Annotated in this window: 17 protein-coding genes, 1 tRNA gene and 1 pseudogene; 7 read left to right on the forward strand and 12 right to left on the reverse strand. The window is 66.1% G+C overall.

All coding sequences use genetic code 11. From position 1 onward, the window contains the following. Positions 1 to 39: 39 nt before the first annotated feature. Complete coding sequence (locus tag CS1BSM3_RS21825; RefSeq protein ID WP_072390870.1) at positions 40 to 1443, reverse strand: ActS/PrrB/RegB family redox-sensitive histidine kinase; 1404 nt, start codon at positions 1441 to 1443, stop codon at positions 40 to 42. A gap of 196 nt (positions 1444 to 1639) precedes the next feature. On the opposite strand from CS1BSM3_RS21825, the gene CS1BSM3_RS21830 reads away from it, so the two are divergent. Beyond that, the gene (locus CS1BSM3_RS21830) at positions 1640 to 2242 is read left to right on the forward strand and encodes an SCO family protein (protein ID WP_072390873.1); all 603 of its coding nucleotides are present in this window, start codon (positions 1640 to 1642) and stop codon (positions 2240 to 2242) included. A 23-nt stretch (positions 2243 to 2265) separates the two neighbouring features. Here the strand turns inward: CS1BSM3_RS21830 and CS1BSM3_RS21835 are convergent, their stop codons facing one another. After that, the gene (locus tag CS1BSM3_RS21835; RefSeq protein WP_072390876.1) at positions 2266 to 3417 is read right to left on the reverse strand and encodes an acyl-CoA dehydrogenase family protein; all 1152 of its coding nucleotides are present in this window, start codon (positions 3415 to 3417) and stop codon (positions 2266 to 2268) included. A gap of 605 nt (positions 3418 to 4022) precedes the next feature. On the opposite strand from CS1BSM3_RS21835, the pseudogene phaZ reads away from it, so the two are divergent. The 3 genes and pseudogenes from phaZ to CS1BSM3_RS21850 all read left to right on the forward strand — a co-directional run. Further along, positions 4023 to 5234, forward strand: a pseudogene (gene phaZ / locus CS1BSM3_RS21840) (polyhydroxyalkanoate depolymerase); the annotation flags it as partial. Between the two features lie 607 nt (positions 5235 to 5841). Beyond that, complete coding sequence (locus tag CS1BSM3_RS21845; RefSeq protein WP_072390880.1) at positions 5842 to 6594, forward strand: M48 family metallopeptidase; 753 nt, start codon at positions 5842 to 5844, stop codon at positions 6592 to 6594. 115 nt (positions 6595 to 6709) lie between these two features. Next, positions 6710 to 7900: an alpha-hydroxy acid oxidase gene (locus tag CS1BSM3_RS21850; protein WP_072390883.1), complete on the forward strand. Its 1191-nt coding sequence runs from the start codon at positions 6710 to 6712 to the stop codon at positions 7898 to 7900. Positions 7901 to 8115: 215 nt separating this feature from the next. On the opposite strand, the gene rpsU is transcribed toward CS1BSM3_RS21850, so the two are convergent. After that, positions 8116 to 8412 carry a 30S ribosomal protein S21 gene (gene rpsU, locus CS1BSM3_RS21855; protein ID WP_072390885.1) on the reverse strand — a complete coding sequence of 99 codons (297 nt, stop codon included), beginning with the start codon at positions 8410 to 8412 and terminating at the stop codon, positions 8116 to 8118. 548 nt (positions 8413 to 8960) lie between these two features. Here rpsU and dksA point away from each other — a divergent pair. Both dksA and metK read left to right on the forward strand, forming a co-directional pair. After that, complete coding sequence (dksA, locus tag CS1BSM3_RS21860; RefSeq protein ID WP_072394278.1) at positions 8961 to 9326, forward strand: RNA polymerase-binding protein DksA; 366 nt, start codon at positions 8961 to 8963, stop codon at positions 9324 to 9326. 134 nt (positions 9327 to 9460) lie between these two features. Next, the gene (gene metK / locus CS1BSM3_RS21865) at positions 9461 to 10660 is read left to right on the forward strand and encodes a methionine adenosyltransferase (RefSeq protein ID WP_072390887.1); all 1200 of its coding nucleotides are present in this window, start codon (positions 9461 to 9463) and stop codon (positions 10658 to 10660) included. A 77-nt stretch (positions 10661 to 10737) separates the two neighbouring features. On the opposite strand, the gene carA is transcribed toward metK, so the two are convergent. The 9 genes from carA to CS1BSM3_RS21910 form a co-directional block, all read right to left on the reverse strand. Then, positions 10738 to 11940, reverse strand: coding sequence for a glutamine-hydrolyzing carbamoyl-phosphate synthase small subunit (carA, locus tag CS1BSM3_RS21870; RefSeq protein ID WP_072390889.1), 1203 nt, complete (start codon positions 11938 to 11940; stop codon positions 10738 to 10740). Between the two features lie 140 nt (positions 11941 to 12080). Then, positions 12081 to 13916 (reverse strand): succinate dehydrogenase flavoprotein subunit, encoded by a 1836-nt coding sequence (gene sdhA / locus CS1BSM3_RS21875; protein WP_072390891.1) that lies wholly within the window; start codon positions 13914 to 13916, stop codon positions 12081 to 12083. 5 nt (positions 13917 to 13921) lie between these two features. Then, positions 13922 to 14341 (reverse strand): succinate dehydrogenase, hydrophobic membrane anchor protein, encoded by a 420-nt coding sequence (gene sdhD / locus CS1BSM3_RS21880; protein WP_072390893.1) that lies wholly within the window; start codon positions 14339 to 14341, stop codon positions 13922 to 13924. Positions 14342 to 14353: 12 nt separating this feature from the next. Then, on the reverse strand, positions 14354 to 14752 hold the full coding sequence (gene sdhC, locus CS1BSM3_RS21885) for a succinate dehydrogenase, cytochrome b556 subunit (protein WP_072390896.1): 399 nt from the start codon (positions 14750 to 14752) through the stop codon (positions 14354 to 14356). 316 nt (positions 14753 to 15068) lie between these two features. Then, positions 15069 to 15773 carry an RraA family protein gene (locus tag CS1BSM3_RS21890; protein ID WP_072390898.1) on the reverse strand — a complete coding sequence of 235 codons (705 nt, stop codon included), beginning with the start codon at positions 15771 to 15773 and terminating at the stop codon, positions 15069 to 15071. Positions 15774 to 15881: 108 nt separating this feature from the next. After that, entirely contained in the window at positions 15882 to 16967 is a 1086-nt protein-coding gene (locus CS1BSM3_RS21895) for a malate/lactate/ureidoglycolate dehydrogenase (RefSeq protein WP_072390901.1), read from the reverse strand. A 133-nt stretch (positions 16968 to 17100) separates the two neighbouring features. Then, positions 17101 to 17454 carry a HepT-like ribonuclease domain-containing protein gene (locus CS1BSM3_RS21900; protein WP_072390904.1) on the reverse strand — a complete coding sequence of 118 codons (354 nt, stop codon included), beginning with the start codon at positions 17452 to 17454 and terminating at the stop codon, positions 17101 to 17103. Further along, positions 17444 to 17746: a nucleotidyltransferase family protein gene (locus CS1BSM3_RS21905; RefSeq protein ID WP_072390907.1), complete on the reverse strand. Its 303-nt coding sequence runs from the start codon at positions 17744 to 17746 to the stop codon at positions 17444 to 17446. The genes CS1BSM3_RS21900 and CS1BSM3_RS21905 overlap by 11 nt, the downstream gene beginning before the upstream one ends. A gap of 206 nt (positions 17747 to 17952) precedes the next feature. Next, a tRNA-Cys gene (locus tag CS1BSM3_RS21910) sits at positions 17953 to 18026 on the reverse strand. Positions 18027 to 18306: 280 nt separating this feature from the next. On the opposite strand from CS1BSM3_RS21910, the gene CS1BSM3_RS21915 reads away from it, so the two are divergent. Continuing rightward, on the forward strand, positions 18307 to 18816 hold the full coding sequence (locus CS1BSM3_RS21915) for a GNAT family N-acetyltransferase (protein ID WP_072390910.1): 510 nt from the start codon (positions 18307 to 18309) through the stop codon (positions 18814 to 18816). Positions 18817 to 18867: the final 51 nt, after the last annotated feature.

The raw sequence follows: 18867 nt of genomic DNA on the forward strand, positions 1-18867 counted from the left end.
GCCGTCCAATCCGGGCAATGACCCCTTAAGGCCGCAAGATCAAAGAGATGCAGCGACCAGAGGGGCGGTGCCCGGAACCGCCTGCGCCGGCAGGTCGAATGCACTTCTTGGCCAAGTGATCTTAACGATGGCACCCGTGGCCGGTTCCGGTCTGTTGGCGAGCGTCACCACGGCGCCCGAGCGCTCGAGGAGCGTTTTGGCAATGAAGAAGCCGAGCCCGAGGCCCGCGCCGACGCGACCGGTATCACTGCCGTTAGACCTGAACCCGGCGGGCCGCGTGGTGATATAGGGGTCGCCGAGCGTATCCATGATCTCGGGCGAGAAGCCCGGCCCGTCATCGGCAATAGCGATCGACACCTCCGTGTCGTCCCAGGCCGCCGAGACCTCCACCCGCTTGCGGGCGAAGTCCACGGCATTCTCGATGATATTGCCGAGGCCGAAGATGACACCTGGCCGCCGTTCGCCAATGGGCTCACGGCCCGCTGCGAATTCCGGACCCGTCCGCCCGGCCGATGGCTGCGCCAAGATCTCGATCTGGACGGTCCGCGACTTGTAGGGCTGGGCCGCCTCCTGGATGAGCTGGGTGAGCGGCAAGCTCACGTGATGAGGATCCTGCTCGCCGGGGCTGCGCGTCAGCTTGCGCAGGATCTCGCGGCACCGTTCGGCCTGGGACCTCAACAGCGCGAGATCCTCGGCAATGTGCGGCGCCATGCCGGATGTACCTGCAGCTTCGCGCTCGAGCTCCTTGGTGACGAGGGCAATGGTTGCGAGCGGCGTGCCGAGCTCGTGTGCGGCAGCGGCCGCAAGCCCATCGAGCGCGTGCAGGCGCTGCTCGCGCGCGAGCACCAGCTCCGAAGCCGCGAGCGCCGCCGTCATCAAGCGTGCCTCACGCGAGAGCCGCGCCGTATAGAGCGCGAGAAAGAGCATACCCGCGACGATCGCCGTCCACACGCCCGCCTTGTAGATCCAGGGAAGCGCGAAAACGGCTGGTGGATACCAGGGCAGCGGTAAATGGTAAGCAATCAGCGTCGTTGCGGCGGCAATGGCGAGGATCCCGAGCCCGATCGTATTGCGGACCGGAAGCGTCGCCGCCGAGACCGTCACGGGCGCGATGAAGAGCAGCGAGAAGGGATTCTCCAGCCCGCCCGTAAGATAGAGAAGCGCAGCGAGAGTGACGATGTCACACGCGAGCACCGCGCTCGCAAAGGCCGGGCTCAAGCGATGACGCGCCGGAAAGAGAACGCGCAGGCCGACATTGACCCATGCCGAGAGCGCGATCAGCAGCAGACACCAGCCGAGCGGGAGATCGAAGCCGAGACCGAAGTGGACGGCGAGCACGGTCCCGAGCTGCCCGAGCACGCCGAACCAGCGCAGGCGCACGATGGTCTGCATCCGCAGGCGGCTTTCGTGAGGGCCGAGAGAATTGAGCTCGATGGGTGGCATGGGTGGCGCCTGCCGCAGATCACTACGCACGTCGTCACAGGGGCTCATCGCCGCAGGGGACAAACCTTGTGGCGAACCGTCCTGTAGACCAGATTGAGTAAAAGAGGAAACAGTCAAGCGGCTCGCGCGTACGATAACTGTTCCGGCGCTGTTCGGGCGCCATTCGGGGGTGCCGCGTGTCCTGCTCGGAGCTTCAATGAATTTCCGCCTTGCCGCCATCGCACTCACCGCCACTCTCCTGGGCGGGCTCGTCGCGCTTGTAGTGCTTCCCGGCCCGCGCGAGCAGGTCACCCGCGCCCTCCCCTCGACCGGCAAAGCGCTGGTCGGCGGTCCCTTCTCGCTCGTCGATCAAACCGGCAAGGCCGTCACGGACAAGGACTTCCGTGGCCGCTTCATGCTTGTCTACTTCGGCTTCACCAACTGCCCGGACATATGTCCCTCGGGACTTCAGGTCATGTCGGCAGCACTCGACAAGCTCGGCCCCAAGGCCGATCAGGTGACCCCGATCCTGATCACTGTCGATCCCGAGCGTGACACGCCTCAGCAGCTCGCCTCGTATGTGCCGAGCTTCCATCCCCGTCTCGTCGGGCTGACCGGATCGCCCGAGCAGATCGCGGCAGCGCTGAAGGCCTACCGCGTCTATGCCAAGAAGGTCGAGGATCCGAAGTCCTCGGCCGGGTTCACCTACGACCACACCTCGATCATCTACCTCATGGACCGCGAGGGGAACTACGTCGCGCACTTCACGCACGCAACGAGCGTCGACCGCATCGCCGAGCGCCTTGCGCAGGTGCTGTAAGGCGCCTTGTGCGCCAGCGAGCATCAGAACCGGCCCGGCCCCGGCGGCAGACCGAGCGCCAACTGTCCGGCGACGATGTAGCTCGAGGGGTTCATCGCGACATGCTTGACGGCCGCGTGCACGTCGCGCACGGCGCGCTCGAGCGGATTGCTCTCGTAGATCGCGCTTGCACCGGCCTCCGCAGCCAGCCTCTCGACAATGCGCACGGCCGCTTCGCCAGCGTGCGCACACGTCGCACGGAAAAGGCCACGGGCCCGCAGCAGGCGCTCTCCGCCGACATCTGTCGCGGCCATCAGCTCGGTCATCGCTTCGACGAGCAGGCCGCGCGCCGCGCGATGCTCGATATCGATCCGGCCGATCATCGATTGGACGATCTCACGATCGCGAATAGCCGCGCCCGTTCCGAGACGGGTCTTCCGGCTCGCTGATTGCGCGAACGCATCGAGGGCGCCGCGCGCGATGCCGAGCGGCACGACAGAGACCGTCCAGGCGAACATGGAAAGCGGCGGCAGGCGGTAGAGAATGCCAGGATCGCTTGGGGCAGGCTCGAGAAACGGGTGCGCCTGATCGGCCGGAATGAAGCCATCCCTGACCTCGAAATCGCAACTGCCCGTGCCGCGCAGGCCCGACACATGCCACGTATCGCGCACGGTCACCTGCTCGCGCGTGAAGTAGCAGCACATCGGCGGTTGACTGTTCCCCGCTGCATCCTTGATCGATGCGAGCCCCATGAAGTGCGAGGCATAGTGCGCGCCACTGCCGAACGGCCAGGTGCCGGACACGCGATAGCCGCCTTCGACCGGCACGGCGGTGCCGATGGCCCCCGTGGCGCTGACGCAGTACATGCTCGGGCTCGCAAACCATGCGCGGGCGACCGACGCCGGCAGATAGCCGCCAATGCGGCACATGCCGCCACCATTGCCGACAATCCAGCCGACGGAGCCATCGAGCGCGGAAGCCGCCTCGACCACCTCCATGAACTCGAATGGCGACAGCTCAGCCCCACCAAGGTTCTTGGGGAGCCACAGGCGAAAGAAGCCGGCGCGCGCGAGCGCAGCGAACAGGCCCTCGGGGAGGCGTCGGTCGCGGTCGAAGCTCGCGCGCTGTTCGGCGATGAGTGGCGCCAGCTCGCGAAGAGCGTCGAGATAGGGAGCGATGCGGTGGCTGTCTCGCAAGTCAGGTCCCTCTCCTCGCAGTGGCCGCACGGCCCGCCGACCGTGGGCGATCGCAAGCTTTTGACGCAAGCTCAAAGATTTTAGCTGCAGATGAATTCCACTCATCTAGGCAAGAGTGATGAACGAGAATCTGCCACGCGTCGTGGCACGCCATCGAGGCGGTCATCGCCCGCCAAGACGTGGCCATCTGCAGCGATGTTCTGATCGCATCGGAGGAGATCGAGAGCGGCGTCGTGGTGCCGATTTCGCGATCATATTGTCCGGCTACGGCATTCACATCCTGCACCGGGCTGGCCACCCCAAAATCAGCGCCATCAGGCTGTTCGCGTCCTGGGCTCGCTCGGTGGCGTAAGATCCCTCGAAGCCCGAACCACATTCGGAACGAAGCCCCCTAAGCCCTTCTCCCCTTTAATTATCTTACGAATCGCGTCAGATTGAATTGTGGGATACCGTGTCAACTGAGTGATCGTTCCGCCGCGACAAGGCGCGCCCAGGGCAGGCAGTGCAGGTGTAACCACCGGAACTGCCGACCGCACTGGCAAGAAGCAAGATGCGCAGCACGTCGGAGCCAACGATCACTCGAGGAAGCACACTGGGGGAGTCCAATGCTCTACCACTGGTACGAGCTCGGCCATGCGGCCGTGCGTCCTGTCCGTGCGGCCGCCGGTTCCTGCCGGCTCCTGCTCTCCAACCCCTTCAATCCGCTGACACACACGAGCGTCGCGCGACACACCGCAGCGGCGCTCGAAGTTTTCGAGCGGACCACGCGACGCTACGACAAGCCGAGCTATCGCATCGACCGAACGACCGTCGACGGCATCGACGTCGGCGTGCGTGAAGAGGTCGTCTGGCAGCATCCCTTCTGCCGCCTCGTCCATTTCAAGCGCAACATTCCGGCAGCACGCGCCGCCCGCGATCCGCGCCTGCTGCTCGTCGCGCCGATGTCGGGCCACTTCGCCACGCTCTTGCGCGGTACGGTCGAAGCGTTCCTGCCGGATCACGAGGTCTACATCACCGACTGGCAGGATGCGCGCGACGTGCCGCAATCGGCCGGCGACTTCCATCTCGCCGACTACATCGACGCGATGGTCGACATGTTCCGCCACTTCGGCGGTGACGTGCACGTGTTCGCCGTATGCCAGCCGGCCGTGCCGGTGCTCGCGGCGATTTCGCTCATGGAAGCCGAAGGCGATCCGGCCGTGCCGCTCAGCATGTCGCTTGCCGGCGGCCCGATCGACACACGGCGCAGCCCGACGATCGTCAACCAGCTTGCCGAGCAGCGCGGCACCGACTGGTTCCGCCGCAATGTCATCACCCAGGTGCCGTGGCCAAATCCGGGATTCGGGCGCTCGGTCTATCCGGGCTTCCTGCAGCTCAGCGGGTTCATGACCATGAACCTCGACCGGCACATGAACGCGCACAAGGATCTCTTCTTCCATCTCGTGCGCGGTGACGGCGACAGCGCGGAGAAGCATCGCGAGTTCTATGATGAATATCTCGCGGTCATGGACCTCACGGCGGAGTTCTATCTCGACACCGTCGATACCGTGTTCGTGCGCCATCTTCTGCCGCGCGGGTTGATGCGCCACCGCGGCCGCCTCGTCGATCCAAGCGCGATCCGCCGCGTCGGCCTCCTCACCATCGAAGGCGAGAAGGACGACATCACCGGCCTCGGCCAGTGCCGCGCGGCGCACGACCTCTGCTCGTCCATTCCCGCCGCCGACAAGATGCACTTCACGTGCCCGCACGTTGGCCACTACGGCATTTTCAATGGCTCGCGCTTCCGTCGCGAAATCGCGCCGCGAATCGCCGCGTTCGCGCGCGCCCGCGATCCGCGCACCAAGGCCGGCATCGCCGCGCCTGCGATTCAGCGCCGCACAGGCGAAGAAAAAGTGGATCAGCAGCCACCCGAAATTTCTTCCTGCGCCTTCACATTTGGATCGCACAACGGCGCAAGTGAACTGCCGCCGAGCCGGCGGCGTGATGTCGCGGTGGTCGCGCATCGCGCTTCACACTCGCTGGCAGCCGACGCGATGTATCTTCCTCAGCTCGCACAGCTTACGATTTGGCAACTCGCCGGCAGCCTCATGCTCGATGGGCTCAGAGCCTGGCATCCGATGGCGGCTTCGCCTCCGCGACTCAGTCCCGATCACCGATGATGTGGCGCTGAAGCGTCGCGTGGCCTGCACGCCACATGCATCTGTCCACGTGCAGCGTGCGGCCGCCGGACGGGTTTGTGTGATCCTTAGAGCCTGCTAGGAATCGTGTGCTCGGCGGCGCATCGGGGCGCGCCGCAGGACTGCCTTAAACGAGTGCGAAGCGCGTCAGTCGAGTGGTGTACCTGACACCGGTCGAAGGGGGAATCTTGCGGATGCGCATTCGGCGCATTCCTTCACGGACAACGGGAGACGAGCGAGGACGCGCATGAAGCGGCGGACCGCGAAAACAACAGGCTCAGTCCAACTGCTGAAGGTCGATGGGATCTCGGCACCAGTGGAGGTGCGTCGACATCCGACGGCACGGCGCTTGACGCTGCGCGTGAGTCGCACTCAGCACGCCGTCATCCTCACCATGCCGCGCAGCTCCGATCTGCGCGAAGCCGACCGCTTCCTGCTGCGCAATCGCGACTGGGTCCGCGAACGCCTCGAGTGCGTGCCGGAGCCGGTGCCGCTCATCGACGGGGCTGTCTTTCCGCTGCGCGGCGTGCCGCACGAGATCGCCTTCGAGCCGGCCATCCGCGGTGCGGGCGTCATTGATATTGCGCCACGGGCCGGACGGCGCGTGCCGGTCGTGAGCGTGCGCGGGAGCTCGGAGCACGGGCCGCGCCGCCTGCGCGACTGGCTCTATGCCGAGGCCGCGCGCGATCTCCACGTCGCTGTTTCGCGCTACGCGAAGGCGCTCGGCGTGAAGCCCCTGCGCATTACCCTTCGCGATCAGAAGACCCGCTGGGGCTCCTGCTCCAGCGCCGGGCAGCTCTCCTTCTCCTGGCGCCTGCTGCTCGCGCCGCCCGTCGTGCTCGACTACGTCGCCGCCCACGAAGTGGCTCACCTCGTGCACATGAACCACGGGCCGCGCTTCTGGCGCCTCGTCGACCGCATCATGCCGCGCTCCGGCGAGGCCAAGGCCTGGCTGCGCATTCACGGCATGGATCTCTACCGCTACGACCTCGACGCCTGAGACGTCGGACGCTCGCCGTACCACCCCTGATTGCGCTGTTCCGTCACGGGCGAAAAGGCGCTAAGCCAATGCCTGTAAGCGCGCATTGAGCGCGCAGCATTCGGGGAAGCGCCGCATGAGCCAAGTCATCACCTGCATCGAGGACCTGCGCGTGCTCGCCAAGCAGCGCGTGCCGCGGATGTTTTACGACTATGCCGACTCGGGCGGCTGGACCGAGAGCACGTACCGCGCCAACGAGGAAGACTTCCAGCGCATCAAGCTGCGCCAGCGCGTCGCCGTCGACATGACCAACCGGACGCTCGAGACCACCATGGTCGGCATTCCGGTCGCGATGCCTCTCGCACTCGCCCCCGTCGGCATGACGGGCATGCAGCACGCCGATGGCGAGATCCTCGCAGCGCGTGCGGCCAACAAGGCGGGCGTGCCCTTCACGCTCTCGACGATGAGCATCTGCTCCATCGAGGACGTGGCCGAGAACACCGACAAGCCTTTCTGGTTCCAGCTCTACGTGATGCGCGACAAGGACTTCGTGAGCCGGCTCCTCAAGCGCGCCAAGGCCGCCGGCGTCTCCGCGCTCGTGCTGACGCTCGACCTGCAGATCCTCGCCCAGCGCCACAAGGACCTGAAGAATGGGCTTACGGCGCCGCCGCGCCTCACGCTCCCGAACCTCATCGACATCGGCATGAAGCCGCGCTGGTGGACGGGGATGCTCGGCACCAAGCGGCGCACGTTCCGCAACATCGTCGGCCATGCGAAGGGCGTGAGCGACATGAGCGCGCTCGGCGCCTGGACGGCCGAGCAGTTCGACCCGCGCCTCTCCTGGGATGAAGTGAAGCGCATCCGCGGCGAGTGGGGCGGCAAGCTCATTCTCAAGGGCATTCTCGACCTCGAGGATGCCGAGATGGCGGCGCAGACGGGCGCCGATGCGCTGATCGTCTCGAACCACGGCGGGCGCCAGCTCGACGGTGCGATCTCCTCGATCGCAGCGCTGCCGGCAATCGCTCAAGCGGTCGGCAACCGCATCGAAGTGCACATGGACGGCGGCATTCGCTCTGGCCAGGACGTGATCAAGGCGATCGCGCTTGGTGCCAAGGGCGTCTACATCGGCCGCGCTTTCACCTACGGCCTCGGCGCCATGGGCGAAGAGGGCGTGGCCAAGGCGCTGGAGATCATCCGCAAGGAGCTCGATCTCACCATGGCGCTCTGCGGCCACCGCGACATCAAGAACATCTCAGCCGACATTCTGGTCGGTGGCGCACCGGCCCCCACGAGCGCCCCGGCCAGCCACCTGCGCGCTATCGGCTGACAATCAGAGCTATGGGCGCGCGGGGGGGCTGGGAGCATCCCCGGACGAGGCGTGGGCCGCGGACGCGGCAGAGGACCGCGCCAATGGGCCTTGCTTTCGGCCCGCACGCCAAGAAACGGGCGCCCAGACGCACCAAAGGCGCGACGATCCCGCCGCGCCCTCATGCGCACAGCCCGGAGGATGCCCTCCAGGCCTATTCCTTCACTCAGGACTGCTCAGGTCCGGGGCGGTCCGCCCGCGCCTGCACCGGCGCCAGGGCCGCGACCGCCGCCACGACCGGGCGTCTTGCTCGCGGCCGGCTTGCTCGGCAGGAGACCCTCGCGCTGCAGCTTCTTGCGCGCGAGCTTGCGGGCCCGACGAACGGCTTCGGCCTTCTCGCGCACGCGGCGCTCGGAGGGCTTCTCGTAATAATTGCGGAGCTTCATCTCGCGAAAAATGCCCTCGCGCTGCATCTTCTTCTTGAGCGCCTTGAGGGCCTGGTCGACGTTGTTGTCGCGAACGAGAACTTGCAAGCGTACCACTCCTCGTGGGGTTGATTTTGCCGCATTGAATGCCGAATACGCGAATGCCCCCGGTGCCCGTGGCAGCGGCGGCGATCAGCGTTATGGCGCGCCTTCTACCAGAACCGCAGCGGGAAGTCCATCGGGGGCGGGCAGGGGCGGCGGACGTCCCGGCCTCCCCCCACCAAGCGAGCCAAACCCGAATCGGCCGCCCAGGGGTGGCGCGGCGGGCCTCGCCCCTGGCCGTGCACCGCAACAGCCGGAGCCGGCCCCGCGGTCCTGCCGGCCAGCTTTCCGGCCCGGGCTAACTCTATGGCGCTATTCGCTTGACTGTGAAACCGGCTGGCCTATTACGTGGCGCACTTTTCCTACGACCGAAGTTGTAGCTGGGGGTCGGTCGTTCGGGTTTGCATGATGGGTGGCAACGCATGACAAAATCCGGAAAGCTCGAGAACGGCAACGGCTCGCGAAAAGGAGGTCGTACCTCCGGCAAGCCCGATGCCCGCCACAGCGAGATCACGCTCAGTCCCGGCTACAAGCCCAGCGACGACGAGCCGTTCATGAACGAGCGGCAGCGCATCTACTTCAGAAACAAGCTCCTCGCCTGGAAAGAGGACATTCTCCGCCAGACCCGCGAGACGCTCATGGGCCTGCACAACGACACCTCCCAGCACGCCGACCTCGCCGACCGCGCCACATCGGAGACCGACAAGGCCCTCGAGCTCCGGGCCCGCGACCGCCAGCGCAAGCTGATCGGAAAGATCGATGCCGCGATTGCCCGCATCGACGACGGGAGCTACGGCTACTGCGAGGAGACGGGGGAGCCGATCAGCCTGAAACGGCTCGATGCGCGGCCGATCGCCACGCTGTCGATTGAGGCTCAGGAACGCCATGAGCGCCGCGAGCGGGTGTTCCGCGAGGATTGAGGCCGGGAGGGGGCGCTCATAACGCCTTATCTCTCAAGCCGCTTTGTATTTGAAATCCCGTCGTCTTGACCCGTCCTCAAAAGACTGTAAGAACGGCGCGTTTTTTCGCACACACCAATCCCTAGGGGGTTACCTTGGCGCGCCAGTCGTACCTGTTCACGAGTGAGTCGGTTTCCGAAGGCCACCCTGACAAGGTGTGCGACCGCATCTCGGACGAGATCGTCGACCTCTTCTACCGCGAGGGGCCGAAGGCGGGCATCGACCCCTGGGTGATCCGCGCCGCCTGCGAGACCCTCGCAACCACCAACCAGGTCGTGATCGCCGGCGAGACGCGCGGCCCCGACACCGTCACCCACGACTGGATCAGCCACGTGGCGCGCATGGCCATCCGCGACATCGGCTATGAGCAGGACGGCTTCCACTGGCAGAACGCCGACATCAAGGTCCTCCTCCATCCCCAGTCCGCCGACATCGCGCAGGGCGTCGACTCGGGCGGCAACAAGGAGGAAGGCGCGGGCGACCAGGGCATCATGTTCGGCTACGCGACGCGTGACACACCGGAGCTCATGCCGGCCCCGATCTACTACGCCCACAAGATCCTCGAGGACCTCGCCACGGCGCGCAAGAGCGGCAAGGGTGAAGCCGCGAAGCTCGGCCCCGACAGCAAGAGCCAGGTCACGGTCCGCTACGAAGGCGGCAAGCCCGTTGGCGTGACGCAGATCGTCGTCTCCCACCAGCACATCGACGAGAAGCTCACCTCGAAGGACGTGCGCGCGATCATCGAGCCGTATGTGCGGAAGGCCCTTCCCGATGGCTGGATCGGCAAGGATACGATCTGGCACATCAATCCGACCGGTAAGTTCTTCATCGGCGGCCCCGATGGCGACACGGGCCTCACCGGCCGCAAGATCATCGTCGACACCTACGGCGGCGCGGCGCCGCACGGTGGCGGCGCCTTCTCGGGCAAGGATCCGACCAAGGTCGACCGCTCTGCGGCTTACGCGGCGCGCTATCTGGCGAAGAACGTCGTTGCCGCCGGTCTGGCCGATCGCTGCTGCATTCAGCTCTCGTATGCGATCGGCGTCGCGCAGCCGCTTTCGATCTATGTCGATACCTACGGCACGGGCAAGGTGGACGAGGCGAAGCTCGAGCGCGCGCTCGCCGAGGTCATGGACCTCTCGCCGCGCGGCATCCGCAAGCACCTCGATCTCAATAAGCCCATCTACGCGCGCACCTCGGCCTATGGCCACTTCGGCCGCAAGCCGGACGGCGAGGGTGGTTTCTCCTGGGAGAACACCGATCTCGCCGAGGCGCTGAAGAAGGCTGCGGGCTGAGCTCGTTCTCAAAGCCACGAACGCACGAAGGCCCGGGAGGCAGAACCTCCCGGGCCTTCTTCATTTCTGCGCCGATGTCAGGCGGCCTTCTTGTGCGCGCGCATGAGCTCGACGAAGCGATCGAAGAGATAGTGGCTGTCCTCGGGACCGGGCGAGGCTTCCGGGTGGTGCTGCACGGAGAAGACCGGCTTGTCCTTGAGGCGAATGCCGCAGTTCGTGCCATCGAAGAGCGAGACGTGCGTCTCCTCGACACCCGCAGGCAGCGTCTCGCGATCGACGGCAAAGCCGTGGTTCATGGAGACGATCTCGACCTTGTTGGTCGTGTAGTCCTTCACGGGATGGTTCGCGCCGTGATGACCCTGATGCATCTTGTGCGTCTTGGCGCCGACGGCGAGGCCGAGCATCTGATGGCCGAGGCAGATGCCGAAGGTCGGCAGGCCCGAGGCCACGAGCTTCTTGATCTCGGGAACAGCGTACTTTCCCGTCGCCGCCGGATCGCCCGGCCCATTGGAGAGGAACACGCCGTCGGGCTTCCGCGCGAGAATGTCCTCGGCCGAGGTCTGCGCTGGCACGACCGTCACGCGGCAGCCGGCGTTCGCAAGGCAGCGCAGGATGTTGCGCTTGAGGCCATAGTCGATGGCGACGACGTGGAACTCCGGGTTCTCCTGGCGCGGATAGCCCTTGCCCCAGACCCAGCGCATCTCATCCCAGCCGTAGCTCTGGCCGCTCGTCACTTCGGGCACGAGATCCATGCCATCGAGGCCGGGCCATGCGGCCGCCTCGGCCTTGAGCGCCTCGATGTCGAACTTGCCCTCCGGGTTGTGGGCAATCACGGCATTCGGCATACCCTGCTCACGGATGCGGGCCGTCAGCGCGCGCGTGTCCACCTCGGCGATCGCGATGATGCCGCGCGCCTTCAGCCACTGGTCGAGCGTTTCCGCCGAACGGTAGTTCGAGGGCGCCGAGATGCCGGCGCGCAGCACGGCGCCGCGCGCGCCGGTCCGCGCTGCGAGGTTGGAGGTCTCCGTGTCCTCGGCGTTGGCGCCGACATTGCCGATGTGGGGGAAGGTGAAGGTGATGATCTGGCCGGCATAGGAGGGGTCCGTCAGGATCTCCTGGTAGCCCGTAATGGCCGTGTTGAAGCAGACCTCGCCGACCGCGCTGCCGACCGCGCCGAGCCCTCGGCCCGAGATGACCGTGCCATCGGCAAGCACGAGGCGGGCCGTCGCCGGCGGGCGGGCCCAGGCGTCAGTGGTCGCAGCCTTGCTGGCAGTGCTCATTGGCGTCACCTGCAGTTGTATGCGCGCGGGCGCGCAGCTCCCGCTATTTAGTGCGCGTAGAGGCGGCCTGCCAGCGCAAGCCGCCCCTGCGTCTCTCTGAACGGTCGGCTCCAGCTCGCTGAACGCGAGCCTTCGGCCCTCTAGTAGACGCGAGCCTTCGGCTCGACGTACTTCATCTCGTTGGTCAGCGTGTAGGTGTGCACCGGACGGTAGTCGATGAGCACCTCGCACTTCGCGTCGTTGGCCCAGGTGAGCGTGTGCTTCATCCAGTCCTTGTCGTCGCGATCGGGATAGTCCTCGCGGGCATGAGCACCGCGGCTTTCCTTGCGGTTCTCGGCGCTGATCATCGTGACCGCCGCCTGCGCGATCAGGTTGTCGTATTCCAGCGTCTCGATGAGATCCGAGTTCCAGACCAGCGAGCGGTCGCTGACGGCGATGTCACCCGTCTGCTTCCAGATCTCGACGATCTTCTCCGCGCCTTCCTTGAGCACGGGGCCATCGCGGAACACGGCGCAGTTCGACTGCATGAGGCGCTGCATCTTGTTGCGCAGCTCCGACGTGCGCTGGCCGCCCTTGGCATAGCGGAAGCGATCGAGGCGCGAGAGCGCAAGCTCGCCCGCATCCTTCGGCAGATCCTGCTGGGCGCTGCCGACTTCGGTCGTCTCGGCCGCCTTGAGGCCGGCCGCGCGGCCGAACACCACGAGGTCGATCAGCGAGTTCGAGCCGAGGCGGTTGGCGCCGTGCACCGAGACGCACGCCGCCTCGCCGATGGCCATGAGGCCCGGGACGATCTGGTCGGGGTTGCCGCCCTTCAGCGTGACGACCTCGCCGTGGTAGTTCGTCGGGATGCCGCCCATGTTGTAGTGGACGGTCGGGATGACCGGGATCGGCTCGCGATGCAGGTCGACGCCGGCGAAGACCTTGGCGCTCTCCGTGATGCCCGGCAGGCGCTCGGCCAGGATCTTCGGATCGAGATGGTCGAGGTGCAGGAAGATGTGGTCCTTGTGCGGGCCGACACCACGCCCCTCGCGGATCTCGACGGTCATCGAGCGCGAGACGACGTCACGCGACGCAAGATCCTTCACGTGCGGCGCATAGCGCTCCATGAAGCGCTCGCCATTCGCGTTGGTGAGATAGCCGCCCTCGCCGCGCGAGCCCTCGGTGATGAGGACGCCGGCGCCGTAGATGCCGGTCGGATGGAACTGCACGAACTCCATGTCCTGCAGCGGCAGGCCGGCGCGCAGCACCATGGCATTGCCATCGCCCGTGCAGGTGTGTGCCGAGGTGCAGGAGAAGTACGCGCGGCCGTAGCCGCCCGTCGCCAGGATGGTCTTCTTGGCGCGGAAGCGGTGCACCGTGCCATCCTCGAGGCACAGCGCGACCACGCCGCGGCAGGCGCCGTCCGCATCCATGATCAGGTCGATGGCGAAGTACTCGATGAAGAACTCCGCCGAGTAGCGCAGCGACTGGCCATAAAGCGTGTGCAGCATGGCGTGGCCGGTACGGTCGGCGGCGGCGCACGTGCGCTGTGCGGGCGGGCCTTCGCCGAACTCGGTGGTCATGCCGCCGAAGGGACGCTGGTAGATGCGGCCGTCCTCGGTACGGCTGAAGGGCACGCCGTAGTGCTCCATCTCGTACACGGCCTGCGGGGCATTGCGGCAGAGGTACTCGATGGCGTCCTGGTCGCCGAGCCAGTCGGCGCCCTTGACGGTGTCGTACATGTGCCAGCGCCAGTCGTCCTTGCCCATATTGCCGAGCGCGGCGGCGACGCCACCCTGCGCCGCAACCGTGTGCGAGCGGGTCGGGAAGACCTTCGTGATGCACGCCGTCTTGAGGCCCGCCTGCGCGCAGCCGAGCGTGGCACGCAGCCCCGCGCCGCCGGCGCCGACGACGATGACGTCATAGGTGTGATCGGTGGTCGGATAGGCCTTGCCGTTGAGCGCAGGCTTGGCGACACCGTTGGCTTGAGCATTCATGACCGTTAGCTCCCGAATGCGAGCTGCAGCACCGCCACGAGACATGTCGCGCCGACGGCAATGGCGAAGAAGGTGTTGAGCATGAGGAGCACGACCTTGAGCCCCTCGCTGTGGATGTAGTCCTCGATGATGGTCTGCATGCCGAGGCGCATGTGGATCACGCCCGACAGGATCAGCATCGTGAGAGCCACCGTGACGAATGGCCCCGAGAGCGTCTCGCGCACCTCGGCGTAGTCGGCGCCGACGAGACGAAGTACCAGGATCACCGCGAAGATGACGAGGAAGAGATTGGCGACCGCGGTCACGCGCTGGCGCCAGAAATGTTCCGTGCCGTCCTTTGCCGAGCCGAGGCCGCGCACGCGCGCGAGCGGCGTGCGGATCTGCGCTTCATTGGGCGAGGGGGTCGGGCGTAGCGTCGTTGTCATGGCAGCGCCCTCTCAGAGCAGGATGGCAATGGCCCAGACGAGGATCGTCAGGGAGATCGAACCGACGAGCGAACCCCAGCAGAGCTTGTCGACGGTCGCGAGATCGAAGCCGCGCCCGGTGTCCCAGATCATGTGGCGCACGCCGCCGAGCATGTGGTGGAGGAGCACCCAGGTGTAGCCGAAGAGGATGAGGAGGCCGATCGGCGTGCTGAACAGCCAGCTCGCGTACGCGAAGGCCTCAGGACCGCTGGCCGCCGAGACGAGGTAGAAGGCGAGCAACAGCGTTCCGAAATAGAGTGCCCCGCCCGTGATGCGATGAACGATCGACATCATCATGTTGACGAGCGGGCTATAGATCTGCAGGTGCGGCGAGACCGGGCGCGACCCGGCGGATGGCTTGGCGCTGGCCATGCTTTCGGCTCTCGTTAGAAGGGCGTCGGCTCGCAGCGCCGACAGACGCCGGCAAACCGAGAAACTGTCCCTATGCCTCTCATTTCCTGGGCGTCCGCCGTCCGTTGCCGGTCGGCCGCGCTTCGGCGTGGCGGCAAGGCCCCTTACCGCCCTTGGCCGCCAAAGCGGCTTTTAACGCGGTGCAGCAACCGGGGCAATTGCTGTGTTGGTTCTAAAGTGGATTTGTTCTCTGCCGAATCGGGCGGCGCATCAATAGGCGATGGCAGCCCGCATGGCAGCCATCGCCCATCGGCAGCTTCCGCCCGAGCGTCTCAGCTCAGTGGATTTCTTCCTGCTTGCGCAGGGCGGCCTTCAAAATCTCGATGTTGAAGCCCGGCGCGCGGGCCTGATCGAGGATGACAGCCTCTTTGCGCGAGAGAAGATCGCAGGCCGCCTGGATCTTGTCGGCGACGGCGTGCGGGATGATCACGGCGCCGTGGCGGTCGGCGTGGATAAGGTCATTGTGCTTCACCACCATGCCATGGACGCGCACTTCCTTGCCGTAGTCGTGGAGATGCGTCCAGGCGTGGCTCGGCGCCAGCGAGCCGGCCAGCGCGAAGAAGCCCGGCGCCCACTGCGGGATATCGCGGATGCAGCCGTCGGTGATCACGCCGAGCGAGCCGAGGCCCTTGTGCACCGTGCTCTGCACCTCACCCCAGAAAGCGCCATACCCGACCTCGGCCCCGTCGAGGTCCTGCAGCACGGTGATCGTCGGGCCGGGCCCCGAAGCGATGTACTCGTAGTAGCCGATGCGCTGATTGCGCGCGGCTTCGCCGGTCAGCTCGTTCTGGTGCGTGGCGCGGACGCAGCCCGTGCGCGCATAGCCGACGACCGCGACGACATCCGGGAACGGGCACACGAACGGCTTGACCGTGTAGCCGTGCAAACGGCGCTCGGGCGCCACGATCTCGAGGGCATTGCAGATCGTCGGCGTATCGACGGTGCGGAGGAAAGCGAGCGTCTTCTCGGAGATGGTGGTCATGGGGTTTCCTCGGATCTGGTTGGTCGGGTCTAGGGGCCGCGCCGTCGGCATAGCACCACGAAAGGGATGCGACAGCACCTCTTCCCAGCAGCCGGCGGCAAAGCAAAATTACTGCGCCGCGAGCTGGATGCGGCGCTCGTCGACGCCGACCTTGCGTGCGGCTTCCACGATCGCGCCCCAGGTATCCTCGGGCAATGGCACGCCGTTGGCGAGACGCTCGGCCTTGGTCCGCTCCTCGGGCTCGCCGGGAATGAGCACTTCCCCGCCCGGCGCCGCGGGCTTCGCGCCCTTCACGAAATCGATGTAGCGCTGCACGTCCTTGGGGAAGAAGCCCGATGTGTCGAGCTTCGCCGGATCGACGTAGAAGGAGAGCATGCCGTTCGAGAACTTGCGGCCAGGTTCGGTAGCGCCCGTGCCGGTGAGGGAGCCGCCGAGCAGCTCGCACATGAGCGCAAGGCCCGAGCCCTTGTGATCGCCGAACGCGCGGATCGCGCCCGTTCCCTGGCTGTGGTTGCGCAGGCCCGTCGGCGTGTAGTTGCCATAGAGCACGTGCGGGTCGTTGCTGACCTTGCCATCCGGGCCAATGAGCGCGTCCTCGGGGAGCGCCTTGCCGCCGAACGATGCATTGAGCACCTTGCCCTCGGCCACGACCGACGTCGCAAAATCGAGGATCACGGGCGTCTGGCCCGGGCGCGGCACGCCCACGCAGTAGGGCGCCGTCGAGAAGCGGCGTTCCGTAGCGCCAAACGGCGCGACGAGGATGCTGCCGGCGGCATTGACGAAATGCACGGAGACGAGCCCCTCCGCCGCCGCCATCTCGGCCCAGTCGCCGACGCGGCCGATATGGCCCACATCGCGCAACGCCACGCAGGAAAGGCCCATTTCCTTGCACTTTTTGATGCCGATCGCGACGGCCTGCGGCGTGATCGTCTGGCCGAAACCGTACTGGCCATCCAGCACCGCAATCACCGGCGTCTCGGAGACAACTTTCACTTCGCGATCGGCGATGAAGGCACCATCGGCCTTCCACTGCAGATAGCGCGGCACGCGCTGCACCCCGTGACTGTCGTGCCCAGTGAGGTTGGCGATCACGAGATACTTGCCGATGCGCTTGCCCTCGGCCTCGGAGCAGCCCGCCTTGACGAAGATATCGCGCACGAGATCCTCGAGCGCCTGGGCCTTGATACGGATCATATGTCCTCCCGGAAGTGTCGGCTTGGATGGGAAATTTCCCACTCCATCGCACGGCGCGCAGGGGAGGTCCACTGCGCGAGCACCGCGGCCGGCAGGGAGGGGGTGTGCGCCAGGAGCTTCCCTGGCCGCAAGGTCAGGATTTGCTCCGAAGCTTCGCGATCGCCGTCTCGCAGGACCGGCGCAGCGGTGGCAGATGCTCCGTGATGGTCTGCCAGATGGTTTGTTTCACGATGTTCGGGTAGTCGTGACGCAGCCAATTGCCGATACCGCGAATGTCACTCCACGGCTGGTCAGGGGCGAGTTCCTCTGCCAGCAGGCCGAGCTTAACGGCGGCCTCGCTGATGCGAGACAGGCAGCGCTCACTCGCGTCATAGACCAGACGATTGGCGAAGAAGTCCTCTTCGCTCATACCCTGCGTGTAACTGGCGATGGCGTCGATGTTGTCGACAATGTCGCCAAAGCGCTTCTGAGGGTCGCTAGAAGGCAAACTGCCGGTCCTTGTCGATCGCGGTCTTGAGAGGACCCGGCTCGCTGGGCTCGGGGATCACGTCCACGTTCACCTTGAGCAGCTCGGTAAGGCGGAGCTTGATGCGGTCGAGCGCACCGAAGGCATAGAAACCGCGGAAGCGCTCGTCGAGGCGCACCGCCACGTCGACGTCCGAATTGGGGCCAGCCTCGCCGCGGGCGGTCGAGCCGAACAGCGCCACGCTCACGGCGCCGAGCTCCTTCAGCTCGGCCTCGTGGCTGCGGATGACAGCAATGGCGGTTTCGCGCTGCATGGCCGCACAATATCACAAGGAAGCAAACGGATGTAGAAGCTCCGCCAGCACGCGAGGGTCAGAGAAAGGCCGCCCCCCGCGTCGCCGAGGTCTCCCGGTCAGCCCCTTGGCCAGCCCTTTCCCGGGCTCCCACGCACTCGCGCCCCCAACGCGCATCATTGCGCCGGCTCTCGGGGCCTCGAACACCCATTTTTCCAAGGGAGCGTTGGAGGCGACGGCCGGAATCGAACCGGCGTTTACGGATTTGCAGTCCGCTGCGTCACCACTCCGCCACGTCGCCGCCGATCGGCAGCCCGAAGCCGGGAGGCCGATGGAAGTGCACCCGGTGATGCCCCCGTTGCTTCTTGCAGCGAGGCGCGGCGCACGGCCGTCGCATAGCACAGCCCCATCGCAATGCAAATGGGTGCGCGATCGGGCTCGTGCCCGATCACGAAGTTCGTCCCCATCTGCCGCGAAGGGGTGGCGGACTTCGGAAACACCACACTAGGCGAGAACGCCGGGCTTCCGTCTCGCGACGACGTGATCTGACCCCCGCCTCAATCGTGCGCTATAGTGCACGAATGCTGCAGTCCCGGTCCGATATCGTGGTCCGCAAGCCGAACACGCGCGACGCGGAAGCGCTGGCGGAGCTTTTTGGCGCGTCCTGGCGGCTCGCCTACACCGGCATCATCCCGCACGCCCACCTCGAAGGCATCATCCGTCGGCGCACCGTCGAGTGGTGGCGTGGCGTGACGAGCCGCGGCGAAGGTATGCTCGTGCTCGAAGTGAGCGGCACCGTCGCTGGCTATACGACGTTCGGCCGCGCCCGCTCGAAAGGCCGTTTCCAGGGCGAAATCTACGAGCTCTATGTCACGCCGACCCACCAGGGTCTCGGCTTTGGCGAGCACCTCTTCGAGGCGGCGCGCCACGCGCTCGATGTGCGGCGTTTATCGGGTCTCATCGTCTGGGCGCTCGCCGAGAACGACCAGGCCTGCCACTTCTACTGGCGGCGCGGCGGCCGGCCCATTGCCCGCCTTTTCGATGCCCTCGGCGAGAGCAAGGTCGAGCGGATCGCATTTGCGTGGCGCTGAACGCTCCACATCGGGATTTTTGAAACAGTTAAGGGGCCGGACGTGGGTCCG

This window comes from Hyphomicrobium sp. CS1BSMeth3 (assembly GCF_900117415.1).
Taxonomy (GTDB): Bacteria; Pseudomonadota; Alphaproteobacteria; order Rhizobiales; family Hyphomicrobiaceae.